We start from the raw sequence: 15,152 nt of genomic DNA, 5'->3' as shown, positions 1-15,152 counted from the left end.
CTGACTCAGGCGACGCTGTCGGCGACGCGGGACCAAACAACCGACTGACCGTTACATTGAAGCGGCAAAGTAAAAATCGACTTAACCCGCCGCTTTGGTGAGCAGGCCTCGCATCGCGTTCTGCGTGCATGTTGTCGTGCGCATTCGCTGTGTTTTACGGGAGATTTCGCCTTCGCCCGCGTCGCGGAAGCAATCATGGCTGCAAAAAGGCCGCAAATTTCTCTCGGAAAAATTTGCTCTTCCCTCGGAAAATATTGCTGGCATCGGCATGCCGCCGCACTAGGCAATTTTTGCCGGCCACGATATTGATGAAAGCAACGGAAATTTTACGTGTGTGGCGCGTTGAGCTTTCGCGTGTATGCGCCCGACGAAGCCGACGAACCTAGATCAGGGACCCCAAAGGAAAGGCCGCCATGCGTTACGATGACTTCCGCCGCAGCGACGACATCGAGGATCGTCGCGACGAAGGTGGTGGGTTTGGCGGCGGCGGAGGTGGCGGGTTCGGCCTGCCCATGGGCGGTGGCGGGCTCGGCATCGGCACCATCATCATCCTCGGCCTGGTCGGCTACGCCTTCGGCATCGATCCGCGCATCCTGATCGGCGGCGCCGAGATCCTCACCGGGGGCGGCCAGGCGCCGAGCTACCAGACCGACCGTCAGGCCTCCTCCGGCAAGCGCGGCGCGCCGACCGACGAGATGGGCAGCATGATCTCCGGCATTCTCGGCGAGATCGACGACCGCTGGAGCGAGATCTTCCAGGCCTCGGGCCAGTCCTACACCGGTCCGAAGATCGTGCTGTTTCGCAACGCCACCAATGGCGGGCGCTGCGGCATGGCGCAGTCGGCGATGGGCCCGTTCTATTGTCCGCCGGACCGCACCATCTTCCTCGACACCGGCTTCTTCCGCGAGGTCGAGACGCGCTTCCGCGGCTGCTCCGGCAAGTCCGCCTGCAATTTCACCACCGCCTACATCATCGCGCACGAGGCCGGCCATCACATCCAGAACCTGCTCGGCATCATTCCGCGGGTGACGCGGCTGCAGCAGCAGGCGGGCTCGAAGGCGGAGGCGAATGCGCTTCAGGTCAAGGTCGAATTGCAGGCCGACTGCCTGTCCGGCGTCTGGGTCAATCGCGAGGCGAAGAAGCGCCCGAACTTCCTCGAGGCCGGCGACATCGACGCCGCGCTGACCACGGCGAGCGCGATCGGCGACGATACGCTGCAGCGCCAGGCGACGGGGCGCGTCGTGCCCGACTCCTTCACCCACGGCTCGGCTGCGCAGCGCAAGCAATGGTTCATGACCGGCTACCAGCAGGGCACGGTCCAGGCCTGCAATACGTTTGGAGCGGGGGTGCAGTAGGCACGAGTACGTGCCCCGGACGCGGCACGAAATATGATGCGGGATTGCGCATCTTAGAATTCAGAAGTAGTGGCGTCATCCTGAGGTGCCCGCCTCTTCGGCGGGCCTCGAAGGAGGACGAACCCCCGGCCCATCCTTCGAGGCGCGTCTGCGGTGCGCTTGCACCGCAGGTGAGCACCTCAGGATGACGGCGGTGATTGGGGAAACAGGAGCGAGTCATGGCCTCCACTGACGAATCCAAGCAGTTCATCCCGCTCAACATCGCGGTGCTCACCGTGTCCGACACGCGCGTGCTTGCGGACGACAAGTCCGGCCAAACACTGGTCGATCGTCTCTCCGCTGCCGGCCATCATCTTGCCGCGCGCGAGATCGTCACCGACGACGTCGAGGCGATCCGTGACGTCGTTCGCCGCTGGATCGCAGATAGCGGTGTCGACGTCGTCATCACCACCGGCGGCACCGGCTTCACCGGACGCGACGTCACGCCGGAGGCGATCGAGCCGTTATTCGAGAAGCGCATGGACGGTTTCTCGATCGCGTTCCACATGCTGAGCCACGCCAAGATCGGGACGTCGACGATCCAGAGCCGCGCCACTGCGGGGGTTGCGGGGGCGACCTACATCTTCTGCCTGCCTGGCTCCCCCGGCGCCTGCCGCGACGGCTGGGACGGCATCCTTGCGGCCCAGCTCGACTACCGTACGCGGCCATGCAATTTCGTCGAGATTATGCCGCGGCTGGACGAAGATCTGCGTCGCCCAAAGGCGCAGGGTGCGACGGCGTAGTTGCGGATAGCTGACCGGTATCGCTCCACGCCGACAGCCTCGTAGGGTGGGCAAAGCGACTTGTCCGCCGTAGCTCGAAGAGCGAAGGCGGAAGCGTGCCCTCGATTTTGCCCATTGCTGAAAGGTGGTGGGCACTGCGCGCGAAGAGCGTGCCTTTGCCCACCCTACGATCCCTCTGCTGCCTTCTCCCACAAGGGGCGAGGGCACAGTCATGCGCATCGTGCTCGTTGCGAGATGATCACAGATCCCGCTCCCAGGTCTCGCCAATCAGATCCTGCCCGAAGCTGTGATGCGGCTCGGTGACGACGAGCTTGAAGCCGGCGCTTTTGTAGATGCCGCGTGCGGCGACCAGGATGCTCTGGGTCCACAGCGTCATCTTGCTGTAGCCCCGCTCGCGTGCGCCCTGGATGCACTGCTCGACCAGTGCGCGGCCGACGCCGAGCCCCCGCGCCTTCTTCTCCACCTGCAACAGGCGCAGCTTGGCGATCTCGTCCGTGGCTTTGACCAGAAAGACCGAGCCGACCGGCTCGCCGCCCAATTCCGCGATCCAGCAGTGCTCGCGCGCGGCGTCGTAATTCTTGATGAACTGTGCACAGATCTCGGCGACCAGAGCCTCGTAGCTGATGTCCCAATTGTAGTCCGCGGCATAGGCAGCACCCTGTCGGGAGATGACCCAGCCCATGTCGCCGACGCGATGGCTGCGCAGCATGAAAGCCGCGGGCTGGGTTCGGCGTTGCTCCAGCACGGACTCGATGGTCGCCATGGCCTGCGTGAGCCGCGATGCGTCGCTGGCCGAAAGCTGAGCCAGCATTGCGGCGACCTCGTTCTGCGAGCTCAGGTTCAGCTTGGCGAACGTCTGGCGGCCCTTGGCGGTGAGGCTGAGTTGGTATTGTCTGCGATCTGCGGGCAGGGGCCTTCGCGTGATGAGCCCCTTTTCATCGAAGCTCTGGACGATGCGGCTGAGATAGCCGGGGTCGAGACCAAGCTCGTTGCCGATCTCTTTTGCCGCCAGATCGTCGCGATGCGCGAGCTCATACAGCACCCGGGCCTCGCTGAGGGAAAACGGGCTCTTTCCGAGATGCTGGTCGAGCACACCAAGCTTGCGGGTATAGAAGCGGTTGAACGCGCGGACTGCTGCAACGTGGTCGTCGGTATCGTTGATTTGCATGGGTCACCTCGATACTTGCCACTGTCAAATAATTATTTGACTTTGGCAAGTGTCGGAGGGCCTCAGCCGACCATGACGATCCGGCTGCGCAGCATGGTCCGGGACGAGCGGCCGAGCCGCCGGAGCAGCTGCGCCTCGGACCGGCGGGCCTGCGGCGGGTAGCCGCCGACCCGGTCGTAATGGCCACGGGCAATCAGAAGCCCCTGATCGCCGAGCGGGCCGATCAGCCCGCGTGCCACGGCCCGGAGGATGTCGCGCAATCCAGTATCCGCATAGGGCGAGCGCGCATAGCGGAACACCGCGGCCCGGTCCCGTCCGCTGGTCGCAACGGCCTGGATGAACTGGGTGGTTTCCTCGATCCAGCCGGTTTCCAGCACGGCGCCCGCAGGCAGGAACATCAACCAGGGCGAACGCGCCTGGAGCGCGCCGGCCGCGAGCGCGGCGCCCTGCGAGGATCCCTCGAAGCCGACGAAACGGCAGCCTGCGACGTCGGCAACGCGCTCGATGACGCCGTTGCGGGTGCCGTCGACCAGGAGCACTTCCCGGACGATTCCGGCGGCGGCTCCGGGCACCAGCGCGGCCAGAGTCGCCACCGCCGTCTGCTCGACGCCTTCGGTCGGAATGATGACGCTCAGCATGATTGAGGCTTCAGTGTCTGCATTTCGGGAGAAGCGTAGCTCGCTACAATGCTGTCATAAACCGGTCGCGTTGCCGAGTGCAACTTTCTGGCGGCGCTTCGGCATGGATGGTAAATCGCAACCGGTCACCGTAGCCGTTTGTGTCACAAGCAGGCTGGCAATATTGCCGAATGTTCCGGCACGAGCTCATCCCGCGGGTAGTCCATCCGTGGTTTTACGGCGACGCTGCGCAGCGCGCGGCAACGACTTCGGCAGAAGGTGCGCCTTGCGAGAAAGGCTGGAGCAGGAAAATGTGTGACTTTGGTGCCGGCGGAGGCTTCACATGAACGCCGATCAACTCGCTGTTGGCGCGGCGACAACATCGCCGAAGCAGGAGGCCGCGCCGAGCTTGCGGATCCGGGCGCTGATGCTGGGGGACCGCATCAATGCTTCCGGCCTGGAGATCGGGGCGCTGGTCTCGTCCACGCCGGCGGCCTTCCGTGTCCATGCCGGTCTTGCCGTGATCTTCCGCTACGGCGTCGTGGTGCTGATCGGCCTGCTGCCTTCGGAAGAGAAGGTTCTCATCGACAACCTGAAGTCACGCGTGACCGGAGAGCTCAGCCCCTTTGAGGAGGAGATCGCACAGGCGCAGCTCTGCAACGACGAGGCCGCCGAGGCGATCCAGCCCGGCGGGCCGATCTGCCTCGCCAAGTTCTCCGACGACCGGCTGCTGCTGGTTGCGGATGCGCTGGCCAAGAGCACGTCGCTGGCGCGCGACGAGCGCCGCGTCGCGGCGGTGTTCGATGTGATCGAACCTTTTGCGCGAGAGCTTGCCGAACGTGGCCGCACGCCGCGTCGGCGCAAGGGCATCCTGCAACTGATCGGCAACGCACTGCTGGTGCAGCAGCGCGTCGCCGGCCGCGTCGCGATCGCCGAGAAGCCCGACGTGCTCTGGGAGAAGCCCGAGCTCGACCGGCTCTATTCCCGTCTCGAGGACGAGTACGAGCTGAAGGAGCGCCTCGACACGCTCGAGCGCAAGCTCACCGCGGTGTCGGAGACCGCCAACGCGCTGACCGACATCATCGACACCCAGCGCTCGCTCCGCCTCGAAATCGCCGTCGTGGTGCTGATCGTGATCGAGATCGCGATCGGATGTCTTCAGATCCTGACCGGTACTCACTGAGGCGCGGCGGCGAGCCTGCCATGTCGGCCGGATTGGGCCTTCCACGCGGCGATCTCGGCAAGCTCGGCTTCGGGCTGCGTCCGGATCGTCTCGCAGCGTCCGAGATAGAGAGCCCCGGCGTCGCCTTCGATCGTAATCCATTCGCCTTCGGCGAGAGCGGCATTTCCGAGCTGAGCCCGCTTCGCGACAGGGTCGATCTTCAACTCACGGCAGCCGACCACGCACGGCTTGCCCATTTGCCGCGCCACCAAGGCTGCATGCGAGGTGCGCGCACCGACCGCAGTGACGATGCCGGCGGCCAGAGCGAAGCCGGCGACATCGGCTGTGCTGGTATCGGGACGCAGCAGGATGACCGGCTCGCCCGCGGCCGACAGGCGCTGAGCGCTTTCGGACGAGAACGCCGCCCGTCCAATACCGATGCCGCCGGATGCGCCGATGCCGGTCGTAGCGGGTTTGCCCGAGGAAACCAAATGGGTCTCGGCGAGCGAGGTGAGGTCGATCTCCGCAATCCGCCCCAATGCTTCGTCTTTCGAGATCAGCCCTTCGTGCACGAAGTCGATCGCGATCCTTGCGGCGGCGCGCGGCGTGCGCTTGGCCGTCCGGGTTTGGAGGATCCAGAGCCTACCGTTCTCGACCGTGAACTCGACATCCTGAACATCCGCGAATGCGAGCTCCAGTTGCCTCAGGATATCGCCGAGTTCCGATTCCAGTTTCGGCAACTCGCGCGCGATCGCCTCGGCCGTATCGGGTGCGCGCTTTCCGGAAACGACGTCTTCGCCTTGCGCATCGAGCACGAGGTCGATCATTGGGCGCGATGCGCCCGTCGACGGATCGCGCGAAAAGGCCACGCCTGCGCCGGAGGCAAGACCGCTATTGCCGAAGACCATCGCCTGCACGGTCACGGCGGTACCCTCGAGCGTTTCGAGGTGCTGGAGGCTTCGATAAGTCTGCGCTCGCTCGCTCGTCCAGGAGCGATAGACCGCCTGGGCTGCGGCCTCGAGCTGCGCGAAGGCATCCTCCAGCGAGCCATCGGCGCGATCCTCGATCAGCGTCTGCTCGCGGCTGGCGAGCCGCTCCAGCGCTTCACTGTCGAGCTCGCGGTCGCTGCCGGCGTATTCGGCTGCGACGAGTTCCGAGATGTGCGCGGCAAAGGCGGCTTGGTCGATCTCGAGCACGGTCTCGCCGAAGCTCTCCAGGAAACGGCGCCGGCAATCCCAGGCGAGCCGCGGTCGGCCGGTCGCACGGATCAGGCCATGCACGGCATCGGGCGTGCAACCGACATTGAGAACGGTGTCGAGCATGCCCGGCATCGATCGCGCCGAACCCGAGCGCACCGATACCAGGAGCGGTTGCCGGCGGTCGCCGAAGCGCTTTCCGGTGGCGCTCTCCAGGAACGAGATTCCCTCCGCCAAGCCATCGCGCAGGTGCCGCGTGGCGTGCGCATGGCCGGCAATGACGTCGGCGCAGAGCTTGACCGGTAACACGAAGGCTGGCGGCACCGGCAGGCCCAGCGCCGCCATGCGGGCGAGGTTGGCGGCCTTGGCGCCGATCTCCTCGGCGGGCCGCAATTCGGAAGCTTCAGCGCCGATACGTACGATATGCATTTTGGCTTCCTCAAGCTGCGAGATCGATCATGATATGACGGCGGAGCAGATGACCGAACGCGGCGAAGCGGTCGGTGGCGCGTTCGACGGCACGAGCGAGCTCGATCACCGACAGCGAGGTCGCGACGTCGAAGCCGCCGCAGAAGACCAGTGCCGTCGTCGCACGTTCGCGGTCGTCGGCGGCATGTTCGGCATCGATCAGACGGGTCACAGCGGAGAGCGCGTCCTCCGAATCGGCGTGCCGTCCCTCCGGCACGTCGATCGCGGCGGCGACGCCGCTCGCGGCGACTTCGGTCGCGGTCGCCGCCACCGCGCAAAGTTCAGCCAACGATGTCAGCAGGGCTGGATCGGTCTTCTCCGGCATCAGCGAGGCGATGAATGCGGCCTGCTCCAGTTCGTCGACGGCTTCCTCGGCGCGATCGATCAATTGTCCGATCAGCGGCCGCGCATTGAGGCGGTCGACCTCGTTGCGGCTCTCGAAGGCGATTCTGTCCGCCTTCCGCTCGATTGCGCCGCAGCGCTGCGTCAGCAGCCGTCCGTCGGCAGCCTGACCGGCCCGCAACGCGGCGAGATGGCGCGAGATCGCCGCGACCAGATCCTGGGCGAGGCCGATCTGACGCAACACCGCTGCCAGCAAAGCCCCATCGACGCGATCCAGGTGCCGCATCAGATCAGCTTCGATCTGGTCGCGCACCGTCCGGACCGAGCGGCCCGCGAGCAATGCCTCGGTGGAGGCGCGCAGCGACGCCTTCAGGAAATCGATCGCGGCGCTGCGGCCGAGCGCCTGGTCGAGCCGCTCGCCGAAGCCGATCCGCGTCGGGGCGGCGTTCCGGACCGCCGAACCCAGCAGATCGTTGCCGCCAAGCTCGAGAAAGCCGCGATGGCCGATCCGCTGACCCGCAGCCCATTCCAGGATGTGTGCCGCGTCCTCCTTGGCAACCCAGGTTCTGAGCAGCTTGCGCGCCTTATTCCAGTCGATCAGAAAGACCAGCGCGGCACCGACCGTCGCGAGGAATTCGTTGCGATCGGCGGCGTTTCCGGCCTGATACTGGCCGGTGACGAGATAGAAGGAATTGTCTTTGCCGAGGCCACCTGCGGTGTGACGATCGAGCCCGCTCCAAATCGCCTCGAATTTGTCGAACAGGGAAATGAAGAATTTCGCGCGTGCCAGATGCACGTCGGTGTAGGTGACCGTGACTGCGTTCTTCTTCACCGCGATCACGACGACATGGGCGTCCGTAGTGCCGATGTCGTTCTGGATCAGCAGCCGGCCATCGGCGCGCGTGGCCATGGTATCGAGGCCTGGATGATTGAACTTGAGGCCGCGCGTCGCGTTCAGGCCTTTCATGAAAGCAGCGACAGCCGGCCGGTCCTCGCTGTGCAGGCCGAAGACGTGGGCGCCGTCAAGCGCCTCTTCCGAGCAACTTGTTGCCAGCCTGTTGAGCTGCTTGTGCAGATCCATGACGAGTCGATGCAGGCTGTCGCCGCCTGCATCAGCCACGCCGGTCAGACGCGCGATGTGGGACATCGCGATCTCCCCGGCGGGGTCTAGCAGGCCGGCCGCGCGGATCGTGTCGAGGCGCGCCTGCGCTCGCTCGCCTTCGCTCGCTGCGCCAGCGCCGACGGCGCGGATCATGGTCGCCGTATCGTCCGAAATCTCCTGCATCAGCGTCGCAAGATCAGGGGCTGCGAGCCGGCCCTGTCCGATCAGATGTGCGCCGCCGATCAGCGCCGCGATCCCGGCGGGGGCGATGCCCGCAGTCCGGCTTTCGACGCCAAGGTCACTTGCGGGCCGGTCCGGGTCTTGCGCATGTTGGGCTGCCGCCTGCAGTGCGCTCATCCGCACCTTGATGCGGTCGTTGGCGGCGAGCCCCTCTGCCACCAGTGCGGGCAGCAGGATGCCGCCTTGTCCGAGCTCTTCGATGATGTGGGTCTTCATGATCCATCCGCTCGATGATTGATGCGCTCTCTATGCCGCGAAACCGCGGCGGCATCATTGCGGCAGATCATTCATAAAAATGTCACGTGACGTGACGTTCGCGGATCAGAGCAGCGCAATGCCGCGCAATCGTCATCTCTTCATCGGTCGGGATGGCGAACACATCGACAGCGCTGCCGCCGCTGTTGATGCGCTCGCGCGCCGCGTCATTCGCCGCAGCATCGATGTGCACGCCGAGCCAGCCGAGCCGCTCGCAGATCGCACTGCGAATCTCCTTGGCGTGCTCGCCGATGCCGCCGGTGAAGACCAGGCAATCGAGCCCGCCGAGTGTGGTGGCCATCATCGCGACTTGCTGCGCCGCGCGGAAAGTAAAGAGATCGACAGCCTCCCGCGCTCCGACCTCACCGCTCGCCAGCAACGTTCGCATGTCGGCAGAGATGCCGGAGACGCCGAGGAGACCGGACTCGTGATAGAGCAGGTGCTGGACCTGCTCCACCGACATCTTCTCGTGCTGTTGCAGATAGAGCAGCACGCCGGGATCGATCGTGCCGCATCGGGTGCCCATCACGAGACCGTCCAGCGGCGTCAGTGCCATCGTGGTGTCGACGCTGCGGCCGTGGCGCAACGCGCACAGGCTGGCGCCGTTGCCGAGATGCGCGATGACGCTGCGCTTGGCGACGAGCTCCGGCGCAATCTCGGCAAGGCGGCCTGCGACATATTCGAAGGAGAGGCCGTGGAAACCGTAGCGTCGGACGCCGCGCTGCTCATAGCGCCGCGGAATCGCGAAGCGGCGTGCGGGCGGCGCGAGGCCATGGTGGAAGGCGGTGTCGAAGCAGGCGATCTGCGTCAGCTCAGGCCGGATCGCCGCAAGCGCGCGAACGGGCGCGAGGCTCCGCGGCTGGTGCAGCGGCGCCAGCGGCGTCAATGCCGCCAGCTTCGCGGTGACCTCGTCGGTCAGTGCGACCGGACCTGAATAATCCGGTCCGCCGTGGACGATACGGTGACCAGCGGCGCGCAGGCTGTGTGTGCCGAACCTCTCCTCGATGAAGGCGAGCACCTCGGCGAACAAATGGCCGCCGTCGGCATCCGGTGCCTCCTTTCGTGTCGCGAACAGGTCTTCGCCCGCCGGACTCTTGACGACGAGGCGGGGATTTGCCTCGTGCTCGTCGAGCAGGCCCTTGCAAAGCAGGATGGGCTCAGCCGCCGAGATGTCGAACAGGCCGAACTTGATGCTCGACGATCCCGAGTTGAGGACGAGGACTGTGTCCGACATGGCTAGTCGCCGGCTTCGGAAGGCGTGTTGCCGCCGGAACTGTTGGACCAGACCCAGTCGCGGATCTCCGGCATATCCTCGCCGTGCTCCCGCACATAGCGCGAATGCTCGATCAACTTGTCGCGGAACTGCTGCTTGGCCTGCGCGGCCTTGGCCGCGAGTCCGGGCACGCGCTCGATCGCCTCGATCGCGAGGTGGTAGCGGTCGAGCTCGTTGAGCACGACCATGTCGAACGGCGTCGTCGTGGTGCCTTCCTCGGCAAAGCCGCGCACATGCATGCCGCTATGGTTGGTGCGGTTATAGGTCAGCCGATGGATCAAATAGGGATAGCCGTGATAGGCGAAGATGACAGGCTTGTCGCGCGTGAACAGGCTGTCGAAGTCGCGGTCGGACAGGCCGTGCGGATGCTGATCCTTCGGTTGCAGCGTCATGAGGTCGACGACGTTGACGACGCGGATCTTCAAATCCGGAAGTGCCTTGCGCAAGAGGTCGACGGCGGCGAGCGTCTCCAGCGTCGGTACATCGCCGGCGCAGGCCATCACGACGTCCGGTTCGCTGCCAGCTTTCTCCGTCCCCGCCCAGCTCCAGATGCCGATCCCGGCATCGCAATGCGTGGCGGCGTCCCGCATCGACAGCCATTGCGGCGCCGGCTGCTTGCCGGCGACGATGACGTTGATGCGGTTGTAGGTGCGCAGGCAATGGTCGGCGATCCACAGCAGCGTGTTGGCATCCGGCGGGAAGTAGATGCGGACGATGTCGGCCTTCTTGTTGGCGACGAGATCGACGAAGCCGGGGTCCTGATGGCTGAAGCCGTTGTGATCCTGACGCCAGACATGCGAGGTCAGGAGATAATTGAGCGAGGCGATCGGGCGCCGCCATGGCAGGTCGCGCGTGACCTTCAGCCATTTGGCGTGCTGGTTGAACATGGAATCGACGATGTGGATGAAGGCCTCGTAGCAGGAGAAGAAGCCGTGCCTGCCCGTGAGCAGATAGCCCTCGAGCCAGCCCTGGCAGAGATGCTCGCTCAGCACCTCCATGACGCGGCCATCTTGCGCGAGATGCACGTCGTAAGATTCGATCGGCTCCATCCAGACGCGTTCGGTCGCCTCGAACACCGCATCCAACCGGTTTGACGCGGTCTCGTCCGGGCCCATGATACGGAAGTTGCGCTCCTTCGCGTTGAGGCTGATGACGTCGCGCAGGAATTTGCCGAGCTCGCGCGTCGCTTCGGCCACGACGCCGCCAGGCCGCGGCACCTCGATCGCGAAACTGTGGTAGTCCGGCAGCTTCAGCTCTTTCTTCAGGAGGCCGCCATTGGCATGCGGGTTGGCGCCCATGCGGCGGCCGCCATGAGGCGCGAGCGCCTGAAGCTCGGGAACGAGGGCGCCGCTCGCATCGAACAGTTTTTCGGGCTCGTAGCTGCGCATCCAGTCTTCGAGCACTTTCAGGTGCGCCGGATTTTCGCGGCAGCCCGCGACGGGGACCTGATGGGCGCGCCAAAAGCCCTCGACCTTCTTGCCATCGACCTCTTTCGGACCGGTCCAACCCTTCGGGCTGCGCAGCACGATCATCGGCCAGCGCGGCCGCTCGACGCTTCCGCGCCCGTCGCGTGCGTGCTGCTGAATCGAACGGATGCTGACGAGCGCGACGTCGAGCGCGTCCGCCATGGCCTGGTGCATCAATTTGGGATTGTCGCCCTCGACGAACAGCGGCTCGTGGCCGAAGCCGCGAAAGAGATCGCGGATTTCGGCGTCCGGCATCCGGCCCAGCACGGTCGGATTGGCGATCTTGTAGCCGTTGAGATGCAGGATCGGCAGCACCGCGCCGTCATGGGCGGGATTTATGAACTTGTTGGAGTGCCAGGACGCAGCCAACGGGCCGGTCTCGGCCTCGCCGTCGCCGACCACGCAGGCGACGATCAAATCAGGGTTGTCCAGCGCCGCGCCATAGGCGTGCACCAGCGCGTAGCCGAGCTCGCCGCCTTCGTGGATCGAGCCGGGCGTTTCCGGCGCGGCGTGGCTCGGAATGCCACCTGGGAATGAGAATTGCCTGAACAGCTTGCGCATTCCGTCCGCATCGCGGGCGATGTCGGGATAGATCTCGCTGTAGCTGCCTTCCAGATAGGTGTTGGCGACCATGCCCGGCCCGCCATGGCCGGGGCCGCAGACATAGATCACGTCGATATCAAGCGCGCCGATCACGCGGTTGAGATGGGCATAGATGAAGTTCAGGCCGGGCGTCGTGCCCCAATGGCCGAGCAAGCGCGGCTTGATGTGCTCGGCCCGCAACGGCTCGCGCAGCAGGGGATTGTCGAGCAGGTAGATTTGCCCGACGGAGAGGTAGTTTGCGGCGCGCCAGTAGCGATCGAGCAGATCGAGATTGCTGCTCGCGGCAGCCGATTGTTGTTGATTTGTCATGTTCTTGCCGATTGTTGCCGAGCGAAGCCCCGCGATCGTCACCAACGAGGTTCCGGCGCGATCGATCCGAACGGCATCAAACGGAATCGTTGCGACAGGCATGTTGCGTGAGGTCAAGGGACCGCGCTCGAAATTTGGGCGCGCCTACTTTGCATGGGGTTGTTCTTCAGTTCTTTGTTTGCGTTCTTGATTTGTTCTTTTTGCATGCTATCTTGGCTACATGAGTCCAGCAGCATCCTCTCATGCTCTCAAGCACCCGCCGGTCAAGGCGCCCTCCGAGCCGGCGGGTGCGGACTCTGATTTTCCGGAACTCGGCGTCGCCATCGACCGCGCGCGCCGGCGAGGGCGGGGCGCGCAGTCCAATGCCAGCGGCCGCTACGAGGCCGAGGCACGCGTCGCATTCGACGACGGCTGGCAGAGCCTGGAGGAGCTGCCGCCGTTCAAGACGACGGTCGCAGTCGACACGTCGCGCAAGGTGATCACCCGCAACGACTCACCCGACATCGGCTTCGACCGCTCGATCAATCCCTATCGCGGCTGCGAGCACGGTTGTGTCTACTGCTTCGCCCGGCCGACCCACGCTTATCTCGGCCTGTCGCCGGGACTCGACTTCGAGTCGAAACTGTTCGTGAAGCCGGAGGCGCCTTCGCTGCTGGAGAAGGAACTCGCCGCGCCCGGTTACGAGCCGCGGATGATCGCGATCGGCACCAACACCGATCCCTACCAGCCGATCGAGCGCGAGCACAAAATCATGCGCGGCCTCCTCGAGGTGCTGGAACGTGCTGGCCATCCCGTAGGCATCGTCACCAAGTCGGCGCTGGTGCTGCGCGACATCGACATTCTCGCGCGGATGGCCAAGCGCAACCTCGCCAAGGTCGCGATCTCCGTGACCTCGCTCGATCCGAAACTGGCGCGCACCATGGAGCCGCGCGCCGCGACGCCGCCGAAGCGGCTGGAGGCGCTGAAGCAGCTGTCGGATGCCGGCATCCCGACCACCGTGATGGTCGCGCCCGTGATCCCCGCGCTGAACGATTCCGAGATCGAGCGCATTCTCGATGCCGCCGCCCATGCCGGCGTCAAGGAAGCCTCCTATGTGCTGCTGCGGCTGCCGCTGGAGGTGCGCGATCTCTTCCGCGAATGGCTGATGGCGAACTATCCGGACCGCTACCGTCACGTCTTCACCCTGATCCGCGACATGCGCGGGGGGCGCGACTACGACGCGAAATGGGGCGAGCGGATGAAGGGTACGGGACCGATGGCCTGGACCATCGGCCGCCGCTTCGAGATCGCCTGCGAGCGGCTCGGCCTCAACAAGCGGCGCTCCAAGCTGACGACGGATCACTTTGCGCGGCCGAAGCGGAACGGCGATCAGCTCAGCCTGTTCTGATCGGGAGTGGAAGAGGCGTCGCATGGTCAATCAACTCAACATGCCGGTGCCGCGGCTGACCGTCATTACGCTCGGCGTCAGCAACATCCGCGCCAGCATCGCTTTTTACGACGCGCTCGGTTTCTCGCGCCGGCTGAAGGCGACCGGCGAGGCGGTTGCGTTCTACGACACCGGTGGTCCGGTGCTCGCCTTGTATCGCTGGGATCAGCTCGCGGCCGACGCGGCGTTGCCGGACCAGCCGAGGCCGCAGGCCTTCCGCGGCATGACGCTCGCCTGGAACTGCGCTACGCGTGAGGAGGTCGATGCGGTCATGGCCTTCGCCCTCGGCAAGGGGGCGAAGCTGGTGAAGGCGGCGCACGAGACGGATTATGGCGGCTATTCCGGGTATTTCGCCGACCCCGACGGCCATCCTTGGGAGGTCGTAGTTGCCCCCGGCATCGATGTCGGCGCCGACAGGCGGGTGCATCTGGCCGTGTAGGGCGGCCTGAATAACGGGAATTGCGAGAGGTTCCCGGTTGCGCAGGCCGGGCCGCTTGCGCACGATCGCGGCCATGATTCGGGACAAGTCCGCGACGAAGCCGGCCAAAGACGCGCCTCAGAAGGCAGCTGCGAAGAAGGCAGCGCCCGCCAAAACGGCTGCGGCCAAAGCAACGGTCGCTCCCGCCGGCAAGAAAGGTATCATTGCCGTCGCTCCCCCAAGCTTTCGCCGCGAGCGCGCGCTGATCAAGCGCGGCGTCTGGCCGGTCGCCGGCTGCGACGAGGCCGGCCGCGGGCCGCTCGCAGGTCCCGTGGTGGCAGCTGCGGTGATTCTCGACCCCGACCGCATCCCGCGCGGCATCGACGATTCCAAGCGCCTGACGGCCGAGGAGCGGGAAAGGCTGTTCGACAAGATCTGCGCCACCGCGCAGGTCTCGGTCGCCGTCGCCTCGCCCTCGCGAATCGATCGCGACAACATCCTGCGTGCCTCGCTCTGGGCGCTGAAGCGCGCCGTGGTGGCGCTGCCGGAGGCGCCCAGGCATGTCTTCGTCGATGGCCGCGACCGGCTCGATACCGAATGCGACTGCGAGGCGGTGATCGGCGGCGACGGCATCGTCCTGTCGATCGCCGCGGCCTCCATCGTCGCCAAGGTGACGCGGGACCGCCTGATGTGTGCGCTGGCGCAGGACTGCCCCGGCTACGGCTTCGAGCAGCACAAAGGCTACGCCGTCCCGGAACACCTCGACGCGCTCGACCGCCTCGGCCCCACCATCCATCATCGCCGCTTCTTTGCCCCGGTCGCGGCCGCGCGCGCCAAGCACATGCCATGGACTGTCGAGCCGGTGCAGGATCTGTTTGCGGTGACCGAGGTCGAGGTGCAGGTGGAAGCCAGCGTCGAGATCGACGCGTCGGCTGGGCTCTAAGTACCTAACCCAGCTCTCTCTCTCCGT

12 protein-coding genes are annotated in these 15,152 nt (G+C 65.4%); 6 read left to right on the top strand and 6 right to left on the bottom strand.

The window, feature by feature from the left end; translation table 11 throughout:
- Positions 1 to 413: 413 nt before the first annotated feature.
- Together ypfJ and moaB are read left to right on the top strand one after the other, a co-directional pair.
- On the top strand, positions 414 to 1,355 hold the full coding sequence (gene ypfJ / locus XH84_RS00785) for a KPN_02809 family neutral zinc metallopeptidase (protein ID WP_128916650.1): 942 nt from the start codon (positions 414 to 416) through the stop codon (positions 1,353 to 1,355).
- Positions 1,356 to 1,573: 218 nt separating this feature from the next.
- Positions 1,574 to 2,137, top strand: coding sequence for a molybdenum cofactor biosynthesis protein B (gene moaB, locus XH84_RS00780; RefSeq protein WP_128916651.1), 564 nt, complete (start codon positions 1,574 to 1,576; stop codon positions 2,135 to 2,137).
- A 238-nt stretch (positions 2,138 to 2,375) separates the two neighbouring features.
- Here the strand turns inward: moaB and XH84_RS00775 are convergent, their stop codons facing one another.
- Together XH84_RS00775 and XH84_RS00770 are read right to left on the bottom strand one after the other, a co-directional pair.
- Positions 2,376 to 3,305: a bifunctional helix-turn-helix transcriptional regulator/GNAT family N-acetyltransferase gene (locus XH84_RS00775; protein WP_128916652.1), complete on the bottom strand. Its 930-nt coding sequence runs from the start codon at positions 3,303 to 3,305 to the stop codon at positions 2,376 to 2,378.
- Positions 3,306 to 3,367: 62 nt separating this feature from the next.
- On the bottom strand, positions 3,368 to 3,943 hold the full coding sequence (locus XH84_RS00770; RefSeq protein WP_128916653.1) for a glycosyltransferase family protein: 576 nt from the start codon (positions 3,941 to 3,943) through the stop codon (positions 3,368 to 3,370).
- A gap of 322 nt (positions 3,944 to 4,265) precedes the next feature.
- On the opposite strand from XH84_RS00770, the gene XH84_RS00765 reads away from it, so the two are divergent.
- Positions 4,266 to 5,105, top strand: a complete 840-nt coding sequence (locus XH84_RS00765) for an RMD1 family protein (RefSeq protein WP_128916654.1) — start codon at positions 4,266 to 4,268, stop codon at positions 5,103 to 5,105.
- Here XH84_RS00765 and XH84_RS00760 read toward each other — a convergent pair.
- From XH84_RS00760 to XH84_RS00745, 4 genes are all read right to left on the bottom strand, one after another.
- Positions 5,099 to 6,709: a PEP/pyruvate-binding domain-containing protein gene (locus tag XH84_RS00760; RefSeq protein ID WP_128916655.1), complete on the bottom strand. Its 1,611-nt coding sequence runs from the start codon at positions 6,707 to 6,709 to the stop codon at positions 5,099 to 5,101. The genes XH84_RS00765 and XH84_RS00760 overlap by 7 nt on opposite strands.
- A gap of 10 nt (positions 6,710 to 6,719) precedes the next feature.
- A complete protein-coding gene (locus XH84_RS00755; protein WP_128916656.1) occupies positions 6,720 to 8,648 on the bottom strand; it encodes a hypothetical protein in 1,929 nt (642 codons plus the stop codon).
- Positions 8,649 to 8,730: 82 nt separating this feature from the next.
- Positions 8,731 to 9,921 carry an acetate/propionate family kinase gene (locus tag XH84_RS00750; protein WP_128916657.1) on the bottom strand — a complete coding sequence of 397 codons (1,191 nt, stop codon included), beginning with the start codon at positions 9,919 to 9,921 and terminating at the stop codon, positions 8,731 to 8,733.
- 2 nt (positions 9,922 to 9,923) lie between these two features.
- Positions 9,924 to 12,338 (bottom strand): phosphoketolase family protein, encoded by a 2,415-nt coding sequence (locus tag XH84_RS00745; protein WP_128916658.1) that lies wholly within the window; start codon positions 12,336 to 12,338, stop codon positions 9,924 to 9,926.
- Between the two features lie 220 nt (positions 12,339 to 12,558).
- On the opposite strand from XH84_RS00745, the gene XH84_RS00740 reads away from it, so the two are divergent.
- The 3 genes from XH84_RS00740 (at position 12,559) to rnhB (ending at position 15,125) form a co-directional block, all read left to right on the top strand.
- Positions 12,559 to 13,725, top strand: coding sequence for a PA0069 family radical SAM protein (locus XH84_RS00740; protein ID WP_128916659.1), 1,167 nt, complete (start codon positions 12,559 to 12,561; stop codon positions 13,723 to 13,725).
- Positions 13,726 to 13,747: 22 nt separating this feature from the next.
- Positions 13,748 to 14,203 (top strand): VOC family protein, encoded by a 456-nt coding sequence (locus XH84_RS00735; RefSeq protein WP_128916660.1) that lies wholly within the window; start codon positions 13,748 to 13,750, stop codon positions 14,201 to 14,203.
- Positions 14,204 to 14,276: 73 nt separating this feature from the next.
- Positions 14,277 to 15,125, top strand: coding sequence for a ribonuclease HII (rnhB, locus tag XH84_RS00730; RefSeq protein ID WP_128916661.1), 849 nt, complete (start codon positions 14,277 to 14,279; stop codon positions 15,123 to 15,125).
- Positions 15,126 to 15,152 lie beyond the last annotated feature (27 nt).

Origin of the sequence: Bradyrhizobium nanningense (assembly GCF_004114535.1) — a bacterium.
GTDB classification, from domain to species: domain Bacteria; phylum Pseudomonadota; class Alphaproteobacteria; order Rhizobiales; family Xanthobacteraceae; genus Bradyrhizobium; species Bradyrhizobium nanningense.
Note: the sequence above shows the minus strand (reverse complement) of the source record. Positions and strands in the feature narration are given on the sequence as shown.